The following is a 24444-nucleotide window of genomic DNA, read 5'->3' as shown; positions in this document are numbered from 1 at the left end:
GAAGTATGGATATTCAGAAAAAAATTAAGCGCCTTGATGACGAGCATATAGCTTTTCGAAAGAAAGCCAGCGAGTATGAATGGGATTACCAGGACATGAGACGAGAGGCTAAAAATGTTTCAGAGCAAATGAGCGAATGGATATTATCTTTTTGTCGCAATAGTCCTGATACCGTCCCCTCATATGAATTAAGCCAAATAGAGGAAAACAGGGAAATTTTTGAGAGAAAGATTCGGCGTTATGAAGAACGGCTAAACAAAACTTATCACGAAGAAAATCGAATCTATAACAAAAAATTAGAGGAACTTGAGAAAGAAAAGAAGAACCCTTGATCTTTCTTCTATTATCATAAACCAAATGGACAGCTTTTCCTGTCTTTTTGTTTGCATTTATTCTGCACTGAAATCCTTTAAATATGATACAATAATAACAGATTATAAGCGGACAAGTATGGCAGAGTAATCTTGCCATGTTGTTCGCTAGATGAGGAGAAGCTTATGCAAGCAGTTAAACATTTTATTGAAACTTTTGTTCCTGAGCACTATGATCTCTTTTTGGATCTGAATCGTGCCGACAAGACTTTTTCAGGCAAGGTGACCATTACTGGGGAAGCTAAGACGAGTAAGATTTCCCTGCATCAAAAAGATTTGACGGTTGAAGCTGTAGAGGTGGCTGGCCAAGCTCGCCCTTTCACTCTTGATAAGGACAATGAAGCTCTTTATATTGAGCTGGAAGCAACTGGGTCTGTAGTGGTGACCATAAATTATACTGGTAAGATTACGGACAATATGACAGGGATTTACCCATCTTACTACACGGTTGATGGTGTGAAAAAAGAGATTATTTCTACGCAGTTTGAGAGCCATTTTGCACGCGAAGCCTTTCCGAGTGTGGATGAGCCAGAGGCTAAGGCAACTTTTGATTTGGCTTTGAAATTTGACCAAGCAGAGGGTGAATTGGCCCTGTCTAATATGCCGGAAATTGATGTTGAAAACCGCAAAGCGACTGGTGTTTGGAAGTTTGAAACCACTCCACGTATGTCTTCCTATCTCTTGGCTTTTGCTGCAGGTGATATGCAAGGAATTACTGCTAAAACCAAGAATGGAACTTTGGTAGGAGTTTATGCGACCAAGGCCCACCCAGAGAGCAATCTAGAGTTTGCTTTAGACATTGCGGTTCGCTGTATTGAATTTTACGAAGAATATTATGGAGTCAAGTATCCTATTCCTCAGTCACTTCACGTGGCTTTGCCAGACTTTTCTGCGGGGGCTATGGAAAACTGGGGCTTGGTAACCTATCGGGAAATCTATTTGCTGGTGGATGAAAATTCAACAGCTCTGAGCCGTCAGACAGTTGCCTTGGTTGTTGCACACGAACTAGCCCACCAATGGTTCGGAAATCTAGTGACCATGAAGTGGTGGGACGACCTTTGGCTCAATGAAAGCTTTGCCAATATGATGGAGTATGTCTCAGTTGATGCGATTGAGCCTAGCTGGAAGATTTTTGAAGATTTCCAGACCAGCGGAGCTCCTTATGCCCTCAAGCGTGACGCGACAGATGGCGTCCAGTCAGTCCATGTAGAGGTCAAGCACCCTGATGAAATTAATACTCTTTTTGATGGGGCAATCGTCTATGCCAAGGGCAGCCGTCTCATGCACATGCTGCGCCGTTGGCTGGGAGACAATGCCTTTCGTAAGGGGCTAGGCGCCTATTTTGAGAAGCATCAATATGGCAATACCATCGGTCGTGATCTTTGGGATGCTCTTTCTCAAGCTTCTGGCCGTGATGTAGCTGCCTTTATGGATGCTTGGCTGGAGCAGCCGGGTTATCCAGTTGTCACTGCTAAGGTCGAAAATGACTGCTTGATTTTGACCCAGAAGCAGTTCTTCATTGGGGAGCACGAGGACAAGGGGCGCCTCTGGCCAGTACCGCTCAACAGCAACTGGCAAGGACTTCCTGATACTCTGACGACAGAAAGACTGGAAATTCCTAATTATGCAGCCTTGGTAGCGCAAAATGAAGGAGCCCTGCGTCTCAATACAGAAAACACGGCCCACTATATTACAGATTATCAAGGTGAGTTGCTAGATGCTCTTCTGAATAATCTCAGCTCTTTGGACAATATCAGTAAACTGCAAATCGTGCAGGAGCGTCGACTTTTGGCAGAGTCAGGTATGATTTCCTATGCGGACCTGCTGCCAGTCATCAGTAAGCTGGCAAACGAAACTTCTTATATGGTGGTTTCAGCTGTTTCCCAAGTACTAGAAGGGTTGAATCGCTTTGTGGATGAAGGCAGTCAGACAGAAGAAGATTACAAAGCCCTGTTGAAAGTTCTCAGTCAAAGTAATTTCGACCGTCTTGGTTTTGAAAAACAGGAAGGCGAAAGTGATGAGGATGAGATGGTTCGTCAGCTGATTGTGGGTAATATGATTAAGGCGGACGATGAGACAGCTAGAGCTCAAGCTAGCCAGATTTTTGACCGCTATCGTGATAATTTGGAAAAACTCCCTGCCGCTATTCGCCTGCAGGTATTGATCAACCAAATCAAGCATCATGAAAGCAAGGAGCTGACTAAGCTTTATCTGGACCTATATGTCGCTTCAAATGACGGAAGCTTTAAAAATGCTCTTTCTACAGCCCTTTCTTATACGAAGAACAAGGAAACCTTGGATGAACTGTTAGCGACTTGGAAGGATAAATTTACTGTGAAACCGCAGGATTTGTCAGCTTGGTATGCCCGCTTCCTCAGCCGTGATTTTACTCAAGAAGCAGTATGGACTTGGGCGCGTGAGAATTGGGACTGGATCAAGGCAGCGCTAGGTGGCGATATGAGCTTTGATAGCTTTGTCATTAGCCCAGCAGTAATCTTCAAGACAGAAGAGAGATTGGCAGAGTACAAAGCCTTCTTTGAGCCACAGTTGGATGATATGGCGATTAGCCGAAACATCAGCATGGGAATCAAGGAAATCGCTGCGCGTGTTGAACTGGTGAAACGCGAGAAAGAAGCAGTGGAAAAAGCGATTCGAGCTGCGATTTAATGGATTTGATTATAATGACTAGAACAGCCTGAGATAGTAGCCTATCTCAGGTTTTTTGTGTTATAAAATTTTGAAAATAAAAGTTCAATTTATTGCATTATATGAATTACAATAAAGAGCTTTATTTCCAATTTCTCGCATTTTTAGTCTTTTTTAAGAAAAAATTCAGTCCTGTTTAAGTAAAAATCTATATGATAATGCTATTCTAGTGAAAGGATGTGTATGGGATGACTTGTAAGCTGCATTAGCTTCTTGCTTGAAAGAATGAGTCAGAAAAATTAAAAAAGAAAGAAGGTAATAGATTAAATGGATATGGAAAAAATGATTGTTGTAGAAAAAAGTACCAAATGGTGGCTGACGGTTGCAACGGGTGGTGCTCTAGCAGTTGGACTTTTGGGCGGTTATGGTCTTGCGACAGCTATTCACGTTACAAACAGTCAGCAATCAGCTATTCAACAGCCCGCTACTGTGTCTGGAGCACCGGAGCAGGGACAAAATGGTCAGGATGCAGGAAATAGCATGCCTCCGCAACCAGGTCAGAATGGTCAAAACGGCGGACCGGGTAATGGCATGCCGCCACAGGATGGTGGTTCAGGACAAAACGGTCAAGACCAAGGAATGCCGCCTCAAGACAGTCAGCAGTCGGGCAAGGACAAGAGCAAGAATTCTTCTGCTCAGCAAAATGACAACGGGGAGAAAAATAAGAAAAAGTCTTCAACGAACACAAATGAACAATCGGACAAGAACAATAATAAGTCGACAAAAGAAAATAAAACGTCGCAGTCGTAGAAAAAATTACTGATTTTGACCCAAGTCATGATATAATAAGAATAACAAATAAAACAAAAACCAAAAGACATAATTCTTGGGAAGTTTTATTGGAGGAAAGAAAGATGATTAAAATTCTATTAGTAGAAGATGACCTTGGACTGTCAAACTCAGTTTTTGATTTTTTAGATGATTTTGCAGATGTGATGCAGGTTTTTGATGGCGAAGAAGGCCTTTATGAAGCAGAGAGCGGTGTTTATGACCTCATCTTGCTGGATCTCATGTTGCCTGAGAAGGATGGTTTCCAAATGCTTAAGGAACTCCGGGCAAAAGGAGTCACAACCCCTGTTCTGATCACGACAGCTAAGGAAAGCTTGGATGACAAAGGACATGGCTTTGAGCTCGGCGCTGATGACTATCTGACAAAACCTTTCTATTTGGAAGAACTGAAAATGCGGATTCAGGCGCTCTTGAAACGTGCAGGTAAATTCAACGAGAATGCTCTTTCTTATGGTGATGTGACGGTCAATCTATCCACAAATTCAACATTGAAAGACGGTAAAGACGTAGAGTTGCTTGGTAAAGAATTCGACCTCTTGGTTTATTTCTTGCAAAATCAAAATGTAATCCTGCCTAAGACCCAAATCTTTGACCGTCTGTGGGGCTTTGACAGTGATACCACTGTTTCCGTTGTTGAAGTGTACGTTTCCAAGATTCGTAAAAAACTGAAAGGAACGGCATTTGCGAAAAACCTACATACTCTTCGTAGTGTCGGCTACATTTTAAAAGATGCTGAATAAAATCAAGAAGACCTTTTATGCGGATGATTTCTCTTATTTCATTCGCTATTTTGGGTTGTTTACATTAATCTTCTCAGCCATGACCTTGATTATTATTCAGGTTATGCGTTCCAGCCTTTATACGTCAGTTGATGAAAATCTGAAAAACCTGAGTAATAATCCTAGTTCGGTAGCAGATTTGGCCTATCGGACGACAGGTCAGCAGTCTGATCCTAGCAATAAGGTCAACACTAAAAGTCCTAAAAGTAGTAAAGAGCCAGATGGCGATCCAAACGAAGAGTCTAAGTCTGACAATCTGACGACGCCAAATGTTAGTTCTAACACTTTCGCCCTGCTTTTGGATGATAATTATAAAAATATTTCCACTAGCAAGAGCGATGGCTTTCTGGACTTTAATTCCTTGGACTTTAACAAGTCCTATCTGAATCAGATTAAGGAAATTGTAATTGGCAACAGCTTTGGCCAGACAGAAAGCTATCGGGCTTATCTCTTTGATATTGACCCCAATAATGAATATCCAGATATTAAGTACGCTGTGGTCATGACTAGCATCAGCCAGCTGGAGCAAACTAGCGGCAAGCATGAGCAGTTGATTGTCATGGTTATGGTCAGCTTTGGGGTATTTCCCTGATTGCCAGTATTTATCTGGCTCGGATGAGTGTTAAGCCCTTGCTGGAAAGTATCCAGAAGCAGAAGGCTTTCGTGGAAAATGCCAGTCATGAACTGCGGACACCTTTGGCTGTTTTGCAGAGCCGCTTAGAAACGCTCTTTCGTAAGCCTGAAGCAACAATTATGCAGAGCAGTGAAAATATCGCTTCTAGCTTGGATGAAGTACGCAATATGCGTTTGCTGACGACCAATCTTCTCAATCTGGCTCGTCGTGATGATGGTATCAAGCCCCAATATGGTGAAGTCGAACCGGAATTTTTTGATACGACCTTTGCTAATTACTGCATTATCGCAAGGGAGAATAAAAAAACTTTTCATTCGGAAAATATGATCAAGCACCCTATTGTGACAGATCAAATTTTGCTCAAGCAGCTGATGACCATCCTGTTTGACAATGCTATCAAGTACACAGATGATGACGGCGAAATCAGTGTCACGGCTGCTTCAAGCGATCGTTATCTCATCTTTCGGGTAGCAGATAATGGACCTGGTATCAGCAACGAAGATAAGAAGAAGATTTTTGATCGCTTTTATCGGGTTGACAAGGCTCGGACCCGTCAGAAAGGTGGCTTTGGTCTGGGGCTTTCTCTGGCCAAGCAGATTGTCGATGCTTTCAAGGGCACTATTTATGCCAAGGACAACAAACCAAAAGGTACGGTCTTTGAAGTTAAACTGCTACTGAAGGAAACGAAAAAGCGCTCTGTTAAATAGCAGGAAAGCTCGCTTTTCGTCAACCATTTTTTGAACAACAATTCTTAGCAGGCCTTAATGGCTTGCTTTTTATCTGCTTTCATTTACTTTTTTAAAAATTTAATATAAGTTTTGCCCAAAATAGGGTATAATAATAGACAAGAAAGAATGAGGTGAAATTATGGCATCAAAAATGTTACATACTTGTTTGCGTGTGGAGAATTTGGAAGCGTCTATTGCTTTTTATGCAGAGGCTTTTGGTTTTAAGGAGCTTCGTCGCAAGGATTTTCCAGATTATCAGTTTACTATCGTTTATCTAGGTTTGGAAGGCGATGATTATGAGCTGGAACTGACCTATAACTATGACCATGGTCCTTATGTGATTGGGGATGGCTTTGCTCATGTGGCACTTAGCACGCCAGACTTGGAAGGTCTGCACGCTGAGCACAAGGCCAAAGGCTATGAAGTGACAGATCCAAAAGGTCTTCCTGGCAACCCGCCTAATTATTATTTTGTAAAAGATCCTGATGGCTACAAGGTGGAAGTCATTCGTGAGAAGAGTCTTTAACATCTAGCTGCAGTTAATTTTGCAAGATAAATGATGATTTTTATTCATTTAGGATAGGTGTATGAAAAGACAAAATAACAAGAAACACGGTAAGAAAACACTCATCGTTCTCAGCTTGCTAGCTTTAGCTTTTGTTGCTGCTCTATTTCTGGGTGCTGTAAAAATTTACGCAATTTTCCAAGAAAAGGAACTGCAAGAGAAGGTTAGTGTGCTGATTGCCCAAGAAGAGACCTTGCACGCTGAAAATACTGAAAAGCAGAGCAAGATGATTGGCAGCCACTATGTAGAGGCCTTCTATCCTCTGCTAGATGGTCAGGTCGTGGCAAGCGTCAAGGAGCAGATGGACGCAGATAGCCAGACGATTAAGGATAATCAGAAGAAGGGCGATAAGATTGAGGAATTGACCTTCTACTATGCCGAGGAAAACGAAACGAGCCTGAAGGATGTCAAAGAAGTACTGGTGCATCGCAAGGACTATCATGTCAAAGAGATGAAGATCAGTAAAGGAGAGGAGCGGGAAATTGCTGACAGCTATCTCGGTGCAGACGGCAGCCCTTTCACTCTGGATATGCTCTTTCAGGATCCTGATGCAGCTAAGGAAATCTTCATCAACGAAATATCCAGCCAGCTGACCTTTAGGCAGACCGATGAAGCGTTACAGACAGAAATTCTCAACAGCCTTAATGGAATGGAGTTGGGTCAGTGGTCCTTCCGCTATGAGTACAGCCATTTTTCTATTAAGCTGAGTAAGGAAGTGCAAGGCTTAACCAGCATTGACGTTCCTTTATCTAGCTTTTATGACCAGATTAATGCGGACTATCTGACCGGCGATGACTTGGCAGCTTATCAGAGTTTTGAGGCTAAGAAGCATGTGAAGATGGTTGCTCTGACCTTTGATGACGGTCCAGATCCTAAGACAACACCGCAGGCTCTGGATATCCTCAAGAAATATGGTGCCAAGGCGACTTTCTTTATGGTTGGGCAAAACATTGCTGGCAATGAAGCGATTGTCAAGCGCGTGCACAATGAAGGTCATCAGATTGGGATTCATACATGGGACCATCCAGTCTTAACTAAACTTCCTCTGGAGACAGCCCAAAAAGAAATCCTTGATACCAGACCGCTATTAACAATGTCATAGGCATCAAGCCAACGATTACGCGGCCTCCTTATGGAGCTATTAATGCTACAATCCAAAATTCGGTTGACCAGTCCTTTATCATGTGGAATGTAGACAGTCTAGACTGGAAGACACGCAATACTAAAGCCATTATGCAAGAGATTGCCAAAACCCAACCAGGCTCGATTATTCTCATGCATGATATTCACCAGACCAGTATTGATGCTCTGCCAAGTGTCCTCGAGTATCTGAAGAGTAACGGCTATACTCTGGTGACGGTTGATGAGCTGTTGGAAGGTCAGCTAGAGCCCCATCGTATTTATTACGGCAGAGACTAAGACGGTCCTTGGGTTTAGCTTTTTGAAATTCTTGTTGGTAATAAGTAAAAACAGCTTTGGAAACATTAGATTTCCAAAGCTGTTTAGTTTAACTCGTTACATAAAGTTCTTGATTTTTTAATACAATTTCACGAACGGAGGCGTATTTTTTCAATGTTTTCAACTCTTCTGGATGGCTGATGAGAGTGATAACATAGCCTTCCTTGCCCATGCGGCCGGTTCGGCCAGAGCGATGGGTATAGGTTTCTAAATCGCGCGGAAGTTCATAGTTGACGACGCACTCTAGAGAATCAATATCAATGCCGCGAGCAACCAAGTCAGTAGCCAGCAAGAGAGTAATCTGGTGTTCTTTGAACTTGTCCAGAATCACCTTGCGGAACTTAACATTGACATCGCTGGCTAGAGAAACCGCGTTGGCTTCACGATACTGGAGTTTTTCCTCGGCGCTACCTAGGTCTGATAGAGCGTTGAAAAAGACCAGTCCACGGAAATCTTCAACATTGGATAACTTACGGAGCAAGTCCACCTTATCACGTTTTTCAACTTGCATGTAAAAGTGCTGAATATTGTCCAAAACTTGGTTGTCAATACTGATTTCTAGAGTGTTTTCAGCAATCTTATTGTGGTCGAACTTAGCGGTGGCGCTCATATATACCAGCTGGTGGTCACGAGGCGCATAGTGGGTGATTTTATCTACAAAGTGATACTGAGAATCGCTGAGCAGCTGATCAAATTCATCTAAAATGATGGTTTCGACATTCATCATCTTGATTTTTTTGAGCTTGGCCAATTCGAAAATCCGCCCAGGTGTTCCGATGATAATCTCTGGACCTTTCTTAAGGCGCTCAATCTGTCGCTTCTGGCTGGAGCCGGAGAGCAGGAGCTGGGCTGTCAGCCCTAAAGGCTCCGCCCAAGTCTTGCAGACCTCAAAAATTTGTCCAGCCAGCTCAGTATTAGGAGCTAAAATCAAGAGTTGCTGGGCTTTTCTAGGTGTCAGTTTGAGCAGACTGGGAAAGAGATAGGCCAGAGTTTTGCCAGTACCAGTCGGACTGATTCCCAGCACCGTATCACCTGCAGAAATAGGCTCAAATATCTTCTCCTGAATAGCTGTCAAATCTTCAAAGCCTAGTTGAGCCAGCTGATTTTGCCAGCTCAGGGGAAATTGTTCCTTAATCATCATCAACCTCAAATCTAATGCCAGCGTCCTTGCGCATGGCAAATAAGCTTTCATGAACAGCCGCTGCCGCATCCAACCATTTCTCATAAGCCGCATCCTGTCCGCCCTTGAGCACTCGCGCGAAAGCCTGAGCTTCCTCCAGCATGGTATGGGAAGCACGCTTGATAGGCAGCAGCTCCTCTTGACCGTCCAGACTTTGGAAAATAGCAGAGCTGATAAATTCAATTCCGTCTAAAGTCAGAGTTCCTTGATCGGTGTAAATCTCTGCTGGCAGATTGCTGTTTATATTTTTACCTGCCTGAATCTGAACTTGAAAGTCTGGATAGATGAGACAGCCGGCTCCATTTAAATCAATCGTATTGGCTAGCTGCTGGGCGCTGTAGCGAGCGAAGCGAGGATGGCCGAAAAGTCTGATAGCCGCATAGACTGGATAGACACCCAGATCCATCAAAGCGCCGCCAGAAAACTTAGCTGAGAAAACATTGGGCTGCTCTCCCGCAAGCAGAGCTTGCATTTTAGAAGAATACTTGGCGTAGGTAAAGTTAGCTCCTAAGACAGTCTTGTCCTTGAGGAAATCACTAATCGTATCAAAGGCCTGCTCATGATAGTTGCGGGCAGCTTCAAAGAGATAGACTTGGTGCTCGTCAGCCAGCTTGACCAATTCCCGCCATTCTTTGGGACGAGAAACCGCTGGCTTTTCGACAATGACGTGTTTACGAGCCAGAATAGCTACCTTGGCATGCTTGAAATGCAGGCTGTTGGGACTGGCGATATAAACAACATCGATATCAGACGACAGAAAGTCCAGCATGTCAGTAAAGATGGCTGTATTTTCATAGTTTTGTACAAAGCACTCAGCAGAAGCCAGAGTCCGAGAGTAGACAGCTGCCAGCTGATAGTCGCCTGTTGAGTGAGCGGCCTTGATGAACTCATTAGAAATAGAACCTGTTCCGATGATTCCAAGTTTGAACATAAAAACCTCCTTTTTTTTATTTTTAAGCATGTACTTTTTTTATTTTAGCTCTTTCATTATAACATGAATTGCGGTAAAATAGATAAGATAACAAGAGATGGAGCTTATAATGCAAAATAGACCTATTATTATTGGTGTAACTGGTGGTTCCGGAGGCGGAAAGACCAGTGTTTCTCGAGCAATTTTGGCGAATTTTCCCAATGAAAATATTGCCATGATTGAGCATGACTCCTACTATAAGGATCAGACGCATCTAACTTTTGAAGAGCGGGTTAAGACCAACTATGACCATCCTTTTGCCTTTGATACGGACCTGATGATTGAGCAAATCAAGGAGCTTTTGGCTGGTCGGCCAGTGGATATTCCCACTTATGACTATACGGAGCATACCCGCAGCAAAAAGACCTATCGTCAGGATCCTCAGGATGTGTTCATCGTTGAGGGGATTTTTGTTTTAGAGGATCAACGCCTGCGGGATTTGATGGATATTAAGATCTTTGTAGATACTGATGATGATGTGCGGATTATCCGCCGGATTAAGCGGGATATGGAAGAGCGCGGCCGCAGTTTAGATAGTGTTATTGAGCAGTATTTGGGTGTCGTTAAGCCTATGTACCATCAGTTTATCGAGCCGACCAAGCGTTATGCGGATGTCATCATTCCAGAGGGAGCTTCTAACAAGGTGGCTATTGACCTGATTACGACCAAGATTGAAAAAATCCTTAAGGAAGCCAGAGAGGGCTAGCATACGTAGCTTTCTGCTCTGTCATTTGAGGAAATTAATAGTTGTCAATCTGGCGAATCGCAGTAGCTGCAAGATTTTTGAAATGTAATCTAGCAAAGGGCAGTGGACGGACTCAATCTTTGATTTTCGGAGTCTGGTCACTCCTTATTTTCTAGGTGATTTATGAAACAATTTGTAAAAAGAGACTTTCACTCTCGTTCAAAATTTTTTGCCTGTCTCTTAACCTTTTGTGCAGGATTTATCGATGCTTATACTTTCATTGAGAGGGGAGGAACCTTGGTGGCAGGTCAGACGGGAAACGTCGTTTTTCTTTCGGTTGAGCTCATCAATCAGGAGACAAGAGGAATCGAAGTGAAATTGGCAACTATGTTGGCTTTTATGCTGGGGATTTTTCTGATGACTGTTTTTCAGCATCATTTTGAGCATTCTTGGCGCAGGCTATCCAGTATATTTCCCTTGATTTTGACAACAACTGTTGCTGGATTTTTGCCAGCAAATGTGCCCCATCTCTATATCGTGCCACCACTGGCTTTCTGTATGGGCGTGGTGGCGACTGCCTTTGGCGAGGTGGATGGCATTGTCTATAACAACTCTTTTATGACGGGGAATATCAAGAAAACTATGGTAGCTTTGGTAACTATACTCGAAACAAGCACAGGAAAGATTTGAAAGAAGGCCTTTTCTTTGTGGGGCTACTAACAAGCTTTATTTTCGGAGCCATTATCTCTACCTATCTGATTCAGTTTTACCTCTTGAAGACCATCTGGTTGGTTTCCCTAATTCTAACAGCCTTTCTCCTTTTCCGAGGTGTTCAGTATATGAGGAGATGAAGTGACTTAATAATTAATTATCCAACTAACAGTTAGGTGTTTTTCTTTTGATTGCTTCAGTATTGTTCAATAAAGGTAAGATGAGATTCTGTCAGCCCATCCATGCTATAATAATGTCAGTAGTTGAAAGGACGATTTGAGATGAAGACTATCAAAAGTACGTTACTTGTAGTATCAATAATACTTGTATTTACAGGTGCATTTATAATAGTTCAAAATAAAAATTTGTTTACACATGGAACTAAGCAGGAGAAAAAGAAAGAGCAAGATCCACATGAAAAACAGCTAGCTTATCTTAAAAAGCATGAAGAAGAGTTGGCTGACTTTGTTAAAGCTTTAAACTCTAAAGTTGAAAGTGTTCAATTTGATTGGGACAGTACGAAAGTCGAAGATATAGGGAACGGCACCCCACAAGGCGGCGGATATATTTTAACTTTGGACGGTAGAATAAATAATAACAAAGACACTGAATTTACATTAGGAATCCCCTTAAACCACGATTTAAATGAACTTCCTGAGGAGCTGGTTATTTATGAAATGCAGCCGTTAAGAGTTTTACGAGATGGAGGTTGGTTCTTGTATGAGTAACAGTAATTTAAAAACTTTTGATAATTTTTATGCAATTTAGCGCGGTCGGTCATTTTCTCATATTTACAAGGAGGCCAAATGATGAAAAAAAATAGATTAGCTATCCTTGCGATAGCGACTGCTTTAGTCATAGGAGGAACAATTATGACAGTTCAAAACAAAAGTTTATTCACTGATGTAATTTTCGATTTAAGAAGTCCAAGAGAGAAACAACTTGCTTATTTGAAGGAAAATAAAAAAGAAATAGAAGATTTTGTGAAGTCTTTAAATCCTAAAGTGGAATCTGTTCAAATTTCTTGGGAAGAAACACGTTGGAAGAAATAGGAAATGGTACACCTCAGGGTGGAGGCAATGTCATTCGAGTTTTTGGTGGCTTTAATCATATTAAAGATTCAAGTTGGAGTGTTTTAGTCTACATAAAAAATGGAAATAATAATGAAGAAGATTTTATTGAAGGAATTGGAAGTGGGAGTCCGCTTCGTGTAGGAGGAAGAGGATTTGACGAAAAGTAATTTAAAAAATTTTGACAATTTTTATGCTGATTTAGCGCAGCCGGCTAATTTCATTTTTGACGGAATACTTTTCAAAAGTATTTTTAATGCATTCATGATATAATAATGGTAACTTCTCTTCACAAGGAGGCCAAATGGTAAAAAAAGGCAAAATAGCTACTCTATCAATTGTAGCGATAAGCGCTACTCTAGTTATTGGAGGAACAATTATGACACTTCAAAATAAAAATTTGTTTACACATGGAACGAAGCAGGAGAAAAAGAAAGAGCAAGATCCACGTGAAAAACAGCTGGCTTATCTTAAAAAACATAAGAAGGATATTGAGCAGTATGTTAAGTCTTTGAATCCTAAGATAGAAACAGTTCAAATTGATTGGGAACAAACACAATGGGATCAGATAGGAAATGGAACCCCTCAAGGTGGAGGTGATATTGTTCAGGTTTATGGAAGCTTTAATAATATAGCAAAATCAAGCTGGAGTGTTATTATTAGGATTGAAGATGGAAAAATTCTAATTAATTCTATTGGAATTGGTAGTCCTTTACGTATTGGGGGTGAACTTTTGAGTAATAGTAATTTAAAAACATTTGATAATTTTTATGCAGATTTAGCGCAGTCAGCCAATTTCAAATTTAACGAGAATACTTTTCAAAAGTATTTTTTTATTGTATTCATGATATAATAATAGTAACTTATTATTATGCACAAGGAGGCTAGAAGATGAAACAAAAACAAATAGCGATTCTATCTGTGGCAGCAGTAATAGCTTCTCTGGTCATAGGAGGGACAATTATGACAGTTCAAAATAAAAATTGTTTACAGACGGAAGCAAGCAGGAGAAAAAGAAAGAGCAAGACCCACATGAAAAACAGCTGGCTTACCTCAAAAGACATGAAGAAGAGTTGGCCGACTTTGTTAAATCTTTAAACTCTAAAGTTGAAAGTGTTCAATTTGATTGGGAGAGTATGAAAGTCGAAGATATTGGGAATGGCACTCCTCAAGGTGGAGGATATATTCTGACTTTAGATGGCGGAATAAATAATAATAAAGACACTGAATTTACATTGGGAATTCCTTTAAACCACAATTCAAATGAAGTTCCTGAGAAGCTGGTTATTTATGAAATGCAGCCGATAAGAATTTTACGAGATGGAGGCTGGTTCTTATATGAGTAATAGTAATTTAAAAAACTTTGATAATTTATATGCAGATTTAGCGCAGTCAGCCAATTTCTAATTTGATGAGAATACTTTTCAAAAGTATTTTTTTAATGCATTCATGATATAATAATAGTAACTTCTATTCACAAGGAGGACAAATGGTGAAAAAAGGCAAAATAGCTACTCTATCAATCGTAGTGCTAACCGCTACTCTAGTTATTGGAGGAACAATTATGACACTTCAAAATAAAAATTTGTTTACACATGGAACTAAGCAGGAGAAAAAGAAAGAGCAAGACCCACATGAAAAACAGTTAGTTTATCTTAAAAAGCATGAAGAAGAGATTAAGGAGTTTGTGAAATCTCAAAATTCAAAGATAAAATCGGTTCAGATTGATTGGAATCAAACGCGCTGGGAAGATGTTGGAAATGGAATCCCACAAGGCGGAGGAGAAGTTGTGAGTATATTTGGTGAATTTAATAATTTAAAAGATTCAGACTGGAATGTTCTAATAGAGATCAAAGATGGAAAAGTTGATTTAGAAAGCATGGGTATCAGCAATGGTATAAGATTAGGAGGTGAGCTTTTTTGAGTAACAGCAATTTAAAAAACTTTGATAATCTCTATGCAGATTTAGCACAGTTTGTAAATTTCATATTTTACGGAATACTTTTCAAAATTATTTTTAATGCATTCATGATATAATAATAGTAATTTCTCTTTACTTTGGAGGATAAATAATGAAAAAAAATAGATTAGCTATTCTTGCGATAGCAACCACTCTAGTCATAGGAGGGACGATTATGACAGTTCAAAACAAAAGTTTATTCACAGATGAGACTTTCGATTTGAGAAGTCCAAAAGAGAAACAGCTAGCTTATTTAAAAAAGCATGAAGAAGAAATGGCTGAATTTGTTAAATCCAGAAATCCTAAAGTTAAAAGTGTTCAGTTTGACTGGGGTAGTTTGACAATTGAGGATATAGGTAACGGAACTCCTCAAGGTGGGGGGAATATACTAACTTTAAGCGGAAGAATTAATAATATTGAAGATTCTGAATTTACTCTGGGTTTCCCGCTAGAACATAATAGAAACAGTATTCCTGATATTAAGAGAATTTCTGAAATGCAACCGATAAGAGTCTTGAAAGGCAATGTATGGGATATTTATGAGTAACAGTAATTTAAAGAGTTTTGATAATCTTTATGCAGATTTGGCGCAGTTTGTAAATTTCATATTTTACAGAATACTTTTCAAAAGTATTTTTTTAATGCATTCATGATATAATAATAGTAACTTCTCTTCAAAAGGAGGACAAATAATGAAAAAAAGCAAAATAGCTATTCTATCAATCGTAGCGCTAACTGCTACACTAGTCATAGGAGGGACGATTATGTCAGTTCAAAATAAAAGTTTGTTCACAGATGATATTTTTGGTTTTCAGAGTCCAAGAGAAAAACAGTTGACTTACTTAAAAAAAACACGAAAAAGACTTAGCAGATTTTGTGAAATCTTTAAGTCCTAAAGTTAAAAGTGTTCAGTTTGATTGGGACAGTATGAAAGTTGAAGACATAGGGAATGGCACTCCACAAGGAGGTGGTTATATGCTAACACTTAGGGGAAAGGTGAATAATAATGATAAAACAAAATTTATGATTGGTCTTTCTTTGGATAATGATGCCAATAGTATACCAAAAGAATTGGGAATCTATGAAATGCAACCTATAAGAATTTATCGGGATGGAGGTTGGTATTACTATGACGAAAAGTAATTTAAAAAATTTTGATAATTTTTATGCTGATTTAGCTCAATCCGCTTATACAGGTCGTCCAAGTAATTTTCCCCCAGATAACAATTCAAAAGATTATCAGCTTTTTGATTTCTCACAAGATGCCAAATTTTATAATAAGGATACAGAAGAGTGGGAAGTTACTCCTGGAGGTAAAAAACTTTAATCAGGATGACAAGATTAATGGTAAGGTCTACTTGCAGCCAGATCCTGATTTGCATACTGTAGAAGAGACGATGGATCTCCAAGTTCCCAATCCTAATGGTGGCTATCATAAAGAAACAAATATCGTCAATCGTTATCAAAAAGGGCTTTTAACCGATGAAAAAGCAGGTTTTAATGCCTACTATTTAACAGATACTCCAACCTTGGGTAAAGATACGAAACAAACTTATTTGGCCATCCGAGGAAGCGACGGCATGAGATTGGCTAATTGGAACGATTGGGTTGATAACGATGCCCAGTTTGCACTTAATCATATTCATATTCCACAAGCAAAGTTGGCCACAAAAGGAATGAAAGCTAAAATCGCAGAGATGAATGAAAAAGCTCCAGATGCCAAGATGGACATTGTTGCTCACTCGCTTGGGACCATGGTATCTGTTCAAGGAATAGCTGGATTAAATGCCCAAGAGCTACAGAAAGTCGGGAAAGTCGTCCTCTTCGATGGTCCAGATACTACTAAAAGCCTTTTGAAAATGGGGTTAACTCAAGATCAAATCAAAACTTTAGGTGAAAAAATTGAATATTATGTCAATCCTTTTGACATGGTTAGCATGCTTAATCGAGAATATACAATTGCCCATTTACCTGAAGACGGTGACCAATATCATGTAAGAGGTGAAGGTGGACCTGTTGGTAAAGTTAATATCGTTGTTCCTTTGCATTATACTCAGAGTTTTGATTCAGAAAGTGCCCATGATTTTGGTGTCTTTCAGGGGGACGGCAAAGGTTCATTCTTGACCGCTTCGGATGATTTTCATCCTGAACTGCTGAGAGCGGGAGAAAAGCTAGCTCGTCTAATTGCCAAAACATTGGATGCTCTCCGAAAACTAGGAGTTAATGAAGAAACTGCTTCAAATATATTCAATTCTCTTATGAAAGGAGATCTTCCTGATAGGGCTGTTTTGGGTTATGCCTTCTATCATCAATTTGAGACAGAATACAAGGAGATTATTAGGGTTGCCCGCTTAGAATCAATGACTTGGGACCGTGAAGCCATTCCTCGCTATCAGGAACAGTTGGGAAATGGTAATCTTACAGGAGGAGATAGAATTTTGATTCGTGCTCGCCTCCTTCAGACAGCAGCTCAGCTGGCTATCTTTGAAATGGAAGATAAAGTTAAGCATGTCCAAACCTTATTGTCGGATGCCAAGGAATTTGTTCAAAATACAGTAAAGGATACGAGTGAAGAGGCAATGGGAATGGTGACTTATCTGAGTGGCACAGAGGTAATGAGTTTACTAGCTGATTTTAATGTTTCTAGTTTTTGGGATGATTCGATTGAAACAAATACAAATACATCCGCACAAGGCTTCCTGACAGAGATTGAACAGTTAGGAACGACTTTAGTCAGAGCTAGTGGAGATTTTGCAGCAGTCGATACTCAGCAAGCTGAGGATTTCAATAATCTCTTAGCAGATGTGAAAGGATCATGGAGGGTTATTGAAAATGCTTATACTAAATGAGGATTCGCTCGTAACTAAAGCGGAGTTAGAGAGACAGTTTAAAGAAAAGATGAAAGAGCAGGAGCGGCAGGCTATTAAGGCTTTGATAGCGGGAAAAGAGCAGCTTATTCTTGCTAAAGGAGTGGAGTTAGCAACTCAGCTACAGGCGGCGGCTGCGGATATGAAAAATTATGCATCTACTAACTACGTTAATAACATTAGGGGTGGATTTGAAGGTAAGGCAGCGCAAGCAGCTGAAACTCATCTAACTCAGACGATGCAGACACCTTCTTTGAATAGTCCGATCAAAGGATAGGAGTTGGGGCAATGCTGGATAAAAAGAAGCGTAAGGAACTAGAAGAAGAACATGCTCTAAAATTGCGTGAGATTGAGCGAGTAGAGACAGAGTTAGATGCTTACTACTATAAGTTTGATAGAGAGACGAACAAACTTTTGGAGGCGATTTCTTATGCATGTAGAGAGATTCCTTTGACAGAGGCTCAACCTTATATTTTTCAAATAGAGGATAATCTGGATCAATACCATCAGCAATACAAAAAGCGTATAGACGATGTTCTAGAAGCTCGCTATCAGGAGAACAGACGCTTTCAGAATAAGCTGGATGAAGTGAGTAAATAAACTATGTTACGATTGTTGAAAAAATAGAAGAAGCAGAACTTACCTTGCTTCTTTTGCTTTCTTTTATTTTTGCTAATCACCTCTAAAAATAATCCAGCATATTAAAAATTTTCAGAAAATATCGACTTTTTCTTGACAGGCCTATGATACTGTGCTAAAATACTAAACAATAAGAAACCATCTCAGAAAAGGAGTTAGTCAAACATGAAGTCAACCCAATCTTCAAACTTTGCTTTGTTGTTGCGTTACTCGGGCTAGTGCAAAAGCATTAGTCCTGTTTGGCTTACCAAGCGGGAGTAAATCAACATCTCGCTTGTTCCTCAAGTGAGATGTTTTTTATTTCACCTGTCTTACCTCAAGCTCCGATGGGTAAGAAATGGATTCTAAAGGAGCGATGGGAGTGGGAGTATATCTTGATTTTTCTGAAATCAATTTATCTCATACCGTCTCAGTCATTGAACACGACCTAGAAGTTTGGGAAGAGTTTTTCCTATGGCTATTAACAGGGTCTTTGTATCTTAGAAAAGGAGTTGTCTATGACACGCAAAGTTGAGTTTTTTGATACCAGCCTCCGGGATGGTGAGCAGACACCAGGAGTGAATTTCTCTATCAAGGAGAAGGTGGCTATTGCCAAGCAGTTAGAGAAGTGGGGTATTTCAGTCATTGAAGCTGGTTTTCCTGCTGCTAGCCCAGATTCATTTGCGGCGGTGCAGGAGATTGCTAAAGTCATCACTAAAGCTTCCGTCACTGGTCTGGCGCGTTCGGTTAAATCAGACATTGATGCCTGCTACGAGGCGCTCAAGGATGCTAAGCATCCACAGATTCATGTCTTCATTGCGACCAGTCCTATTCACAGAGAGTTCAAGCTGAAAAAGTCCAAGGAAGAGATTTTAGAAGCTATTAAGGAGCACGTTTCTTATGCTCGTTCCAAGTTTGAGATTGTTGAGTTTTCACCTGAGGACGCGACACGAACAGAGCTGGATTTCCTTTTTCAGGTGGTACAAACAGCAGTTGATGCAGGTGCGACTTATATCAATATTCCAGATACAGTCGGCTTTACTACTCCGGAAGAGTTTGCAAATATTTTCGACTACCTAGTGGCAAATGTGACTTCTAATCATAAGGTTGTATTTGGTGTTCATTGCCATGATGACCTTGGTATGGCAACGGCTAATAGTTTGACAGCTATCAAGCACGGTGCTGGTCGTGTTCAGGGAACTATCAATGGAATCGGTGAGCGGGCTGGAAATGTAGCATTGGAAGAAGTAGCAGTTGCCTTAGAGATTCGTCAGGACTATTACCAAGTTGAGACAGACATTGTCCTTAATGAAACCATCAACACTTCTGAGCTGGTATCCCGCTTCTCTGGTATTCCAGTGCCTAAGAACAAGGCGGTTGTTGGCGGCAATGCCTTCTCTCATGAGTCCGGTATCCATCAGGATGGTGTTCTTAAGAATCCACTGACCTATGAAATCATCACACCAGAGTTGGTTGGAGTCAAGAGCAATTCACTGCCGCTTGGCAAACTGTCTGGCCGCCATGCCTTTGTCGAAAAACTCAAAGAACTGGCTCTGGACTTTGCGGAATCTGAAATCAATGATCTCTTTGCTAAGTTTAAGGTCTTGGCTGATAAGAAAAATGAAGTCACTGACGCTGATATTCGGGCTCTGATTGCCGGAACGACCGTCGAAAATCCTGAAGGCTTCCACTTTGATGATCTGCAGTTGACGACTAATGACGACCATACCATCACAGCGGATGTGCAGCTGGTTAATGGAGATGGCGAGACGGTCAGCTGTGTGGCAGAAGGTAAAGGAAGCGTCGAAGCTATCTTTAATGCCATTGACCAATTCTTTAACCAGTCTGTCCAGCTTTTGTCTTATAACATCGAAGCGGTAACGGATGGTATTGACTCTCAGGCTCGCGTCTTGGTAGCTGTTGAAAATATGGATACAGATACGATTTTCAACTCCTCTGGTATTGACTTTGATGTTCTTAAGGCCAGCGCCATTGCCTATATCCATGCCAACACCTTTGTGCAAAAGGAAAATGCTGGTGAAATCGGCCATCAGGTTTCCTACCGCGATCTGCCTGCAAATAGTTAGAAGGAAGCGACTATGACAAAAGAAATTGTAGCACTGGCGGGTGACGGTATCGGTCCAGAAATCATGGAGGCCGGTCTCCAAGTACTGGCTGCTGTTGCGGGCAAGTTCGGCTTTACATACCATGTAACTGAGAAGGCTTTTGGGGGTGCTGGTATTGATGCGGAAGGTCATCCTCTGCCTCAGTCAACTCTAGAAGCAGCCAAGGAGGCAGATGCTATTCTTCTAGCAGCTATTGGCAGTCCCCAGTATGATGATGCCCCAGTTCGTCCGGAGCAAGGCTTGCTCGCTCTGCGGAAGGAGCTTGAACTCTATGCTAATATTCGGCCGGTTAAGATTTTTGATGCTCTTAAGCATTTGTCGCCTTTGAAGGCAGAGCGTATTGCTGGCGTGGACTTCGTGGTCGTGCGCGAGCTGACTGGTGGGATTTACTTTGGTGAGCATATTTTGGAGGACAGAACTGCGCGTGATATTAACGACTACAGTTATGAAGAGGTGGAGCGGATTGTTCGGAAAGCTTTTGAGATTGCGCGTGGCCGTAGAAAGCGCGTGACCAGTATTGACAAGCAAAATGTGCTAGCGACATCCAAACTCTGGCGTAGAGTAGCAGATGAGGTGGCCCAGTATTATCCAGATGTGACCTTGGAGCACCAGCTGGTGGACAGTGCTGCGATGCTCATAATCACCAATCCTGCTAAGTTTGATGTTGTGGTAACGGAAAATCTCTTCGGGGATATTCTATCAGACGAGTCCAGTGTCCTGTCAGGGACGCTGGGAGTTATGCCATCGGCCAGTCATTCGGCTGCAGGCCCCAGCCTTTACGAGCCTATTCATGGTTCAGCTCCCGATATTGCGGGGCAGGGTATTGCCAACCCTATCAGTATGATACTTTCTGTAGCTATGATGTTGCGGGATAGTTTTGCAGAGCTTGAAGCTGCAGAAGCGATTGAAGTAGCGGTTGAGAAGACTTTGGCTCAGGGGATTCTAACGCGAGATTTGGGTGGTCAGGCAGGGACAGCTCAAATGACGGAGGCAATTATTAAGAACCTATGAAATGGATATTAACGGGTATTTGCCTGCTATGGAACCTTGTCGTTTTCCTGCTTTATGGCTGGGATAAGCGAAAGGCTAAGAAAAATCACTATCGCATTCCAGAGAAGACTTTGCTGCTGTCAGCATTGGCAGCCGGAGGTTTGGGTGCTTTATTAGGCGGTCGTCTCTTTCATCACAAGACCAGAAAATGGTATTTCTGGTTGGCTTGGATTTGCGGAATAATAGTGGAAATCGGAATTTTATATTACATATGGAGAAGCTAGTATGGCTGGAAAATCGATTTTTGATAAGCTGTGGGAAAGGCATCTGATAACAGGTGAAGAAGGCCAGCCCCAGCTGATGTATGTGGATCAACATTATATTCATGAAGTAACCAGCCCTCAGGCTTTTCAAGGCCTTCGAGATGCAGGACGCAAAGTTAGACGGCCGGATTTGACCTTTGGAACCTTTGACCATAATGTTCCTACGGTCAATATCTATGATATTCGGGATGTGATTTCCAAGGCTCAGATTGATAAACTTTCTGAGAATGTCAAGGATTTTGGCATCGAGCATGCGGCTCACGGATCGGAACTGCAGGGGATTGTCCATATGGTTGGACCCGAAACGGGCAAGACTCAGCCGGGCAAATTTATCGTCTGTGGTGACAGTCACACGGCCACTCACGGAGCCTTTGGAGCTATTGCTTTTGGAATCGGTACTTCGGAGGTAGAGCACGTCTTTGCCACGCAGACCATTTGGCAGGTCAAGCCTAAGAAAATGCTGGTAAAATTTACCGGAGTGCCACCTAAAGGTGTCTATTCTAAGGACTTTATCCTCGCTCTGATTGCCCGATATGGTGTGGCTGCAGGTGTCGGTCATGTGGTCGAGTATGCTGGGGATGCGATTGACCATCTGACCATGGAAGAGCGTATGACTATCTGCAATATGTCTATAGAGTTTGGCTCCAAGATGGGCATTATGAATCCCGACCAGAAGACTTATGATTATGTTCAAGGCCGGCCGGGTGCTCCAAAGGACTTTGAGGCGGCGGTAGCCGATTGGAAGACTCTGGTCAGTGATCCTGATGCTGTCTATGATAAGGTCATTGAGATTGATGTCTCCGAGCTGGCACCTATGGTGACTTGGGGAACCAATCCTTCTATGGGAGTAGAGTTCGGCGCATCCTTCCCAGAAATTCGTGATATGAACGACGAGCGAGCCTACAATTACATGGATCTCTCACCGGGTAAGAAAGCAGAAGATATTGACCTAGGTTATATCTTTATCGGCTCCTGTACCAATGCCAGACTCAGCGATTTGCAGCTGGCAGCTAAGTTTGTCGCTGGTAAGCACATTGCTCCCAATCTAACAGCTATCGTCGTACCAGGCTCTCGTCCGGTCAAGCGGGCTGCTGAAAAGATGGGACTGGATAAAATTTTCATGGATGCAGGCTTTGAATGGCGCGATCCGGGCTGTTCCATGTGCCTGGGAATGAATCCAGATAAGGTGCCAGACGGAGTTCACTGTGCATCGACCAGTAATCGGAACTTTGAGGATCGGCAGGGATTTGGAGCTAAGACACATCTTTGTAGTCCAGCCATGGCAGCAGCAGCAGCCATTGCCGGGCGCTTTGTAGATGTCCGCCAGCTACCGGAGGTCCAGTAAGGAAGTTTTATGGAAAAATTTACAATCTACACGGGGACAACGGTTCCCCTCATGAACGATAATATCGATACGGACCAAATTTTACCTAAGCAGTTTCTCAAGTTGATTGATAAAAAAGGCTTTGGCAAGTACCTCATGTACGCATGGCGCTATCTGGACAATCAGTACACCGAAGATCCTGATTTCGTCTTTAATAGACCGGAGTACCGCAAGGCGACTATTCTGATTACAGGGGACAATTTCGGAGCGGGTTCCTCTCGCGAGCACGCTGCCTGGGCCTTGGCTGACTATGGCTTCAAGGTAGTCATTGCTGGATCTTTCGGGGATATTCACTACAACAACGAGCTCAACAACGGTATGCTGCCTATCGTCCAGCCGCTCGAAGTACGGCAAGCCTTGGCGAATCTGAAGCCGACGGATGAAGTGACGGTGGATTTGGAGCAGCAGAAGATTTTTTCACCGGTGGGAGAATTCTCCTTTGACATTGATGGTGAATGGAAGCACAAGCTCCTCAACGGTCTTGATGACATCGGCATTACGCTGCAGTACGAGGATTTGATTGCAGAATATGAAAAAAATCGTCCATCTTATTGGCAGTAACCTTATTTTTGCTATATTGAGAAAATTCTGAAAAAACCTTGTCTCCGATAAAAATATATGGTAAAATAAATCTTAATTTAATAGAAAAGGAAGAAACTTATGACAAAACACATTCAATGGAACGGACAGCTTTCACAAGAAGGTTATGACATCTTGAAAGGTGATGGTGGCTGTATCGTTTGCCCGACCAAGGTGGGGTACATCATCATGACCAGCGATAAAGCTGGCTTGGAGCGTAAGTTCGAAGCTAAGTCTCGTAACCGTAATAAGCCAGGTGTTGTCCTCTGTGGTAGTATGGATGAGCTCCGTGCTTTGGCTCAGCTGAATCCGGAAATTGAAGCTTTTTATCAAAAGCATTGGGATGAAGACATCCTCTTGGGCTGTATCCTACCATGGAAGCCAGAAGCTTTTGAAAAGCTCAAGGCATTTGGCGACGGTCGGGAAGAGCTGATGACAGATGTTCGTGGCACTAGCTGTTTTGTTATTAAGTTTGGTAAGGCGGGCGAGCAGCTGGCAGCTAAGCTTTGGGAAGAAGGCAAGATGGTTTATGCATCCTCAGCCAACCCATCTGGTAAAGGAAACCGCGGCAAGGTCGAAGGAATTGGCGAGCGCATCGAAAATGCTGTTGACCTAGTCATTGAAGCAGATGACTATGTAGCCTCTATCCAGCCAGACAAGACCATTGAAACTCGCTATGAGCAAGGTGTTATGGTCTCTATGGTTGACAAGGATGGAAAACTGATTCCAGAACAAGGTGGGCAGCGTTCCATCTCACCAGCACCAGTGGTCATCCGCAAAGGCTTAGACATTGACAAAATCATGATGCACCTGTCCGATACTTTCAACTCATGGGATTACCGTCAGGGTGAATATTACTAAGATAAAAAGAAGCTCAGTGTAGGAGAGAAGATCTTCTTCCGCACTGAGCGCTTTTTGTTTATAAATTCTTTTCTTTTTCCTATAATTATG

At 41.9% G+C, this 24444-nt stretch carries 19 protein-coding genes and 8 pseudogenes; 25 read left to right on the top strand and 2 right to left on the bottom strand.

Features of this window, described 5'->3' with window-relative positions:
* The first annotated feature begins 5 nt into the window (after positions 1 to 5).
* The 7 genes and pseudogenes from FFV08_07345 (at position 6) to FFV08_07315 (ending at position 7991) form a co-directional block, all read left to right on the top strand.
* Positions 6 to 332 (top strand): hypothetical protein, encoded by a 327-nt coding sequence (locus tag FFV08_07345; protein QLB52436.1) that lies wholly within the window; start codon positions 6 to 8, stop codon positions 330 to 332.
* 165 nt (positions 333 to 497) lie between these two features.
* Complete coding sequence (locus FFV08_07340; GenBank protein ID QLB52435.1) at positions 498 to 3038, top strand: M1 family metallopeptidase; 2541 nt, start codon at positions 498 to 500, stop codon at positions 3036 to 3038.
* Between the two features lie 306 nt (positions 3039 to 3344).
* Positions 3345 to 3827: a hypothetical protein gene (locus FFV08_07335; GenBank protein ID QLB52434.1), complete on the top strand. Its 483-nt coding sequence runs from the start codon at positions 3345 to 3347 to the stop codon at positions 3825 to 3827.
* A 104-nt stretch (positions 3828 to 3931) separates the two neighbouring features.
* Complete coding sequence (locus FFV08_07330; GenBank protein ID QLB52433.1) at positions 3932 to 4606, top strand: response regulator transcription factor; 675 nt, start codon at positions 3932 to 3934, stop codon at positions 4604 to 4606.
* Positions 4596 to 5986: pseudogene (locus FFV08_07325) on the top strand (HAMP domain-containing histidine kinase). The gene FFV08_07330 and the pseudogene FFV08_07325 overlap by 11 nt, the downstream one beginning before the upstream one ends.
* Positions 5987 to 6146: 160 nt before the next feature.
* Complete coding sequence (locus tag FFV08_07320) at positions 6147 to 6533, top strand: lactoylglutathione lyase (protein QLB52432.1); 387 nt, start codon at positions 6147 to 6149, stop codon at positions 6531 to 6533.
* Between the two features lie 61 nt (positions 6534 to 6594).
* Positions 6595 to 7991 (top strand): annotated as a pseudogene (locus FFV08_07315) (peptidoglycan-N-acetylglucosamine deacetylase).
* An 88-nt stretch (positions 7992 to 8079) separates the two neighbouring features.
* On the opposite strand, the gene FFV08_07310 reads toward FFV08_07315, so the two are convergent.
* Both FFV08_07310 and FFV08_07305 read right to left on the bottom strand, forming a co-directional pair.
* Positions 8080 to 9240 (bottom strand): DEAD/DEAH box helicase, encoded by a 1161-nt coding sequence (locus tag FFV08_07310; GenBank protein ID QLB53284.1) that lies wholly within the window; start codon positions 9238 to 9240, stop codon positions 8080 to 8082.
* Complete coding sequence (locus FFV08_07305; protein QLB52431.1) at positions 9161 to 10171, bottom strand: Gfo/Idh/MocA family oxidoreductase; 1011 nt, start codon at positions 10169 to 10171, stop codon at positions 9161 to 9163. Before FFV08_07305 ends, FFV08_07310 begins: the two co-directional genes overlap by 80 nt.
* A gap of 67 nt (positions 10172 to 10238) precedes the next feature.
* Between FFV08_07305 and FFV08_07300 the strand changes: the two genes are divergently transcribed.
* The 18 genes and pseudogenes from FFV08_07300 (at position 10239) to FFV08_07215 (ending at position 24354) form a co-directional block, all read left to right on the top strand.
* Positions 10239 to 10886, top strand: a complete 648-nt coding sequence (locus FFV08_07300; protein ID QLB52430.1) for a uridine kinase — start codon at positions 10239 to 10241, stop codon at positions 10884 to 10886.
* Positions 10887 to 11048: 162 nt separating this feature from the next.
* Positions 11049 to 11716: pseudogene (locus FFV08_07295) on the top strand (DUF1275 domain-containing protein).
* A 141-nt stretch (positions 11717 to 11857) separates the two neighbouring features.
* Complete coding sequence (locus FFV08_07290) at positions 11858 to 12304, top strand: hypothetical protein (GenBank protein QLB52429.1); 447 nt, start codon at positions 11858 to 11860, stop codon at positions 12302 to 12304.
* Between the two features lie 81 nt (positions 12305 to 12385).
* Positions 12386 to 12816: pseudogene (locus FFV08_07285) on the top strand (hypothetical protein).
* 134 nt (positions 12817 to 12950) lie between these two features.
* Positions 12951 to 13379, top strand: a pseudogene (locus FFV08_07280) (hypothetical protein).
* A 158-nt stretch (positions 13380 to 13537) separates the two neighbouring features.
* Positions 13538 to 13992 (top strand): annotated as a pseudogene (locus FFV08_07275) (hypothetical protein).
* Between the two features lie 143 nt (positions 13993 to 14135).
* Entirely contained in the window at positions 14136 to 14570 is a 435-nt protein-coding gene (locus tag FFV08_07270) for a hypothetical protein (protein ID QLB52428.1), read from the top strand.
* 145 nt (positions 14571 to 14715) lie between these two features.
* Positions 14716 to 15153: a hypothetical protein gene (locus FFV08_07265; protein QLB52427.1), complete on the top strand. Its 438-nt coding sequence runs from the start codon at positions 14716 to 14718 to the stop codon at positions 15151 to 15153.
* Positions 15154 to 15298: 145 nt separating this feature from the next.
* A pseudogene (locus FFV08_07260) lies at positions 15299 to 15749 on the top strand (hypothetical protein).
* Positions 15736 to 17455, top strand: a pseudogene (locus FFV08_07255) (cutinase family protein). Before FFV08_07260 ends, FFV08_07255 begins: the two co-directional pseudogenes overlap by 14 nt.
* Positions 17439 to 17750 (top strand): hypothetical protein, encoded by a 312-nt coding sequence (locus tag FFV08_07250; protein QLB52426.1) that lies wholly within the window; start codon positions 17439 to 17441, stop codon positions 17748 to 17750. The pseudogene FFV08_07255 and the gene FFV08_07250 overlap by 17 nt, the downstream one beginning before the upstream one ends.
* A gap of 11 nt (positions 17751 to 17761) precedes the next feature.
* Positions 17762 to 18073: a hypothetical protein gene (locus FFV08_07245; protein ID QLB52425.1), complete on the top strand. Its 312-nt coding sequence runs from the start codon at positions 17762 to 17764 to the stop codon at positions 18071 to 18073.
* A 536-nt stretch (positions 18074 to 18609) separates the two neighbouring features.
* A complete protein-coding gene (locus FFV08_07240) occupies positions 18610 to 20178 on the top strand; it encodes a 2-isopropylmalate synthase (protein ID QLB52424.1) in 1569 nt (522 codons plus the stop codon).
* Between the two features lie 12 nt (positions 20179 to 20190).
* A complete protein-coding gene (gene leuB, locus FFV08_07235; protein QLB52423.1) occupies positions 20191 to 21228 on the top strand; it encodes a 3-isopropylmalate dehydrogenase in 1038 nt (345 codons plus the stop codon).
* Positions 21225 to 21491 carry a DUF1294 domain-containing protein gene (locus FFV08_07230; GenBank protein QLB52422.1) on the top strand — a complete coding sequence of 89 codons (267 nt, stop codon included), beginning with the start codon at positions 21225 to 21227 and terminating at the stop codon, positions 21489 to 21491. The genes leuB and FFV08_07230 overlap by 4 nt, the downstream gene beginning before the upstream one ends.
* Position 21492: 1 nt before the next feature.
* Positions 21493 to 22875 carry a 3-isopropylmalate dehydratase large subunit gene (gene leuC / locus FFV08_07225; GenBank protein ID QLB52421.1) on the top strand — a complete coding sequence of 461 codons (1383 nt, stop codon included), beginning with the start codon at positions 21493 to 21495 and terminating at the stop codon, positions 22873 to 22875.
* Positions 22876 to 22884: 9 nt separating this feature from the next.
* A complete protein-coding gene (leuD, locus tag FFV08_07220; GenBank protein ID QLB52420.1) occupies positions 22885 to 23475 on the top strand; it encodes a 3-isopropylmalate dehydratase small subunit in 591 nt (196 codons plus the stop codon).
* Positions 23476 to 23574: 99 nt separating this feature from the next.
* Entirely contained in the window at positions 23575 to 24354 is a 780-nt protein-coding gene (locus FFV08_07215) for a translation factor (SUA5) (GenBank protein QLB52419.1), read from the top strand.
* The last annotated feature ends 90 nt before the right edge of the window (positions 24355 to 24444 follow it).

Origin of the sequence: Streptococcus sanguinis (assembly GCA_013378335.1) — a bacterium.
GTDB lineage: Bacteria > Bacillota > Bacilli > Lactobacillales > Streptococcaceae > Streptococcus > Streptococcus sanguinis_I.
Note: the sequence above shows the minus strand (reverse complement) of the source record. Positions and strands in the feature narration are given on the sequence as shown.

Bases quoted from the DNA above. Each gene is read 5' to 3' on its own strand.
- FFV08_07345 (QLB52436.1), top strand. From the start codon at position 6: ATGGATATTCAGAAAAAAATTAAGCGCCTTGATGACGAGCATATAGCT.
- FFV08_07340 (QLB52435.1), top strand. From the start codon at position 498: ATGCAAGCAGTTAAACATTTTATTGAAACTTTTGTTCCTGAGCACTAT.
- FFV08_07335 (QLB52434.1), top strand. From the start codon at position 3,345: ATGGATATGGAAAAAATGATTGTTGTAGAAAAAAGTACCAAATGGTGG.
- FFV08_07330 (QLB52433.1), top strand. From the start codon at position 3,932: ATGATTAAAATTCTATTAGTAGAAGATGACCTTGGACTGTCAAACTCA.
- FFV08_07320 (QLB52432.1), top strand. From the start codon at position 6,147: ATGGCATCAAAAATGTTACATACTTGTTTGCGTGTGGAGAATTTGGAA.
- FFV08_07310 (QLB53284.1), bottom strand. From the start codon at position 9,240: ATGCGGCAGCGGCTGTTCATGAAAGCTTATTTGCCATGCGCAAGGACG.
- FFV08_07305 (QLB52431.1), bottom strand. From the start codon at position 10,171: ATGCTTAAAAATAAAAAAAAGGAGGTTTTTATGTTCAAACTTGGAATC.
- FFV08_07300 (QLB52430.1), top strand. From the start codon at position 10,239: ATGGAGCTTATAATGCAAAATAGACCTATTATTATTGGTGTAACTGGT.
- FFV08_07290 (QLB52429.1), top strand. From the start codon at position 11,858: ATGAAGACTATCAAAAGTACGTTACTTGTAGTATCAATAATACTTGTA.
- FFV08_07270 (QLB52428.1), top strand. From the start codon at position 14,136: ATGGTGAAAAAAGGCAAAATAGCTACTCTATCAATCGTAGTGCTAACC.
- FFV08_07250 (QLB52426.1), top strand. From the start codon at position 17,439: ATGCTTATACTAAATGAGGATTCGCTCGTAACTAAAGCGGAGTTAGAG.
- FFV08_07245 (QLB52425.1), top strand. From the start codon at position 17,762: ATGCTGGATAAAAAGAAGCGTAAGGAACTAGAAGAAGAACATGCTCTA.
- FFV08_07240 (QLB52424.1), top strand. From the start codon at position 18,610: ATGACACGCAAAGTTGAGTTTTTTGATACCAGCCTCCGGGATGGTGAG.
- leuB (QLB52423.1), top strand. From the start codon at position 20,191: ATGACAAAAGAAATTGTAGCACTGGCGGGTGACGGTATCGGTCCAGAA.
- FFV08_07230 (QLB52422.1), top strand. From the start codon at position 21,225: ATGAAATGGATATTAACGGGTATTTGCCTGCTATGGAACCTTGTCGTT.
- leuC (QLB52421.1), top strand. From the start codon at position 21,493: ATGGCTGGAAAATCGATTTTTGATAAGCTGTGGGAAAGGCATCTGATA.
- leuD (QLB52420.1), top strand. From the start codon at position 22,885: ATGGAAAAATTTACAATCTACACGGGGACAACGGTTCCCCTCATGAAC.
- FFV08_07215 (QLB52419.1), top strand. From the start codon at position 23,575: ATGACAAAACACATTCAATGGAACGGACAGCTTTCACAAGAAGGTTAT.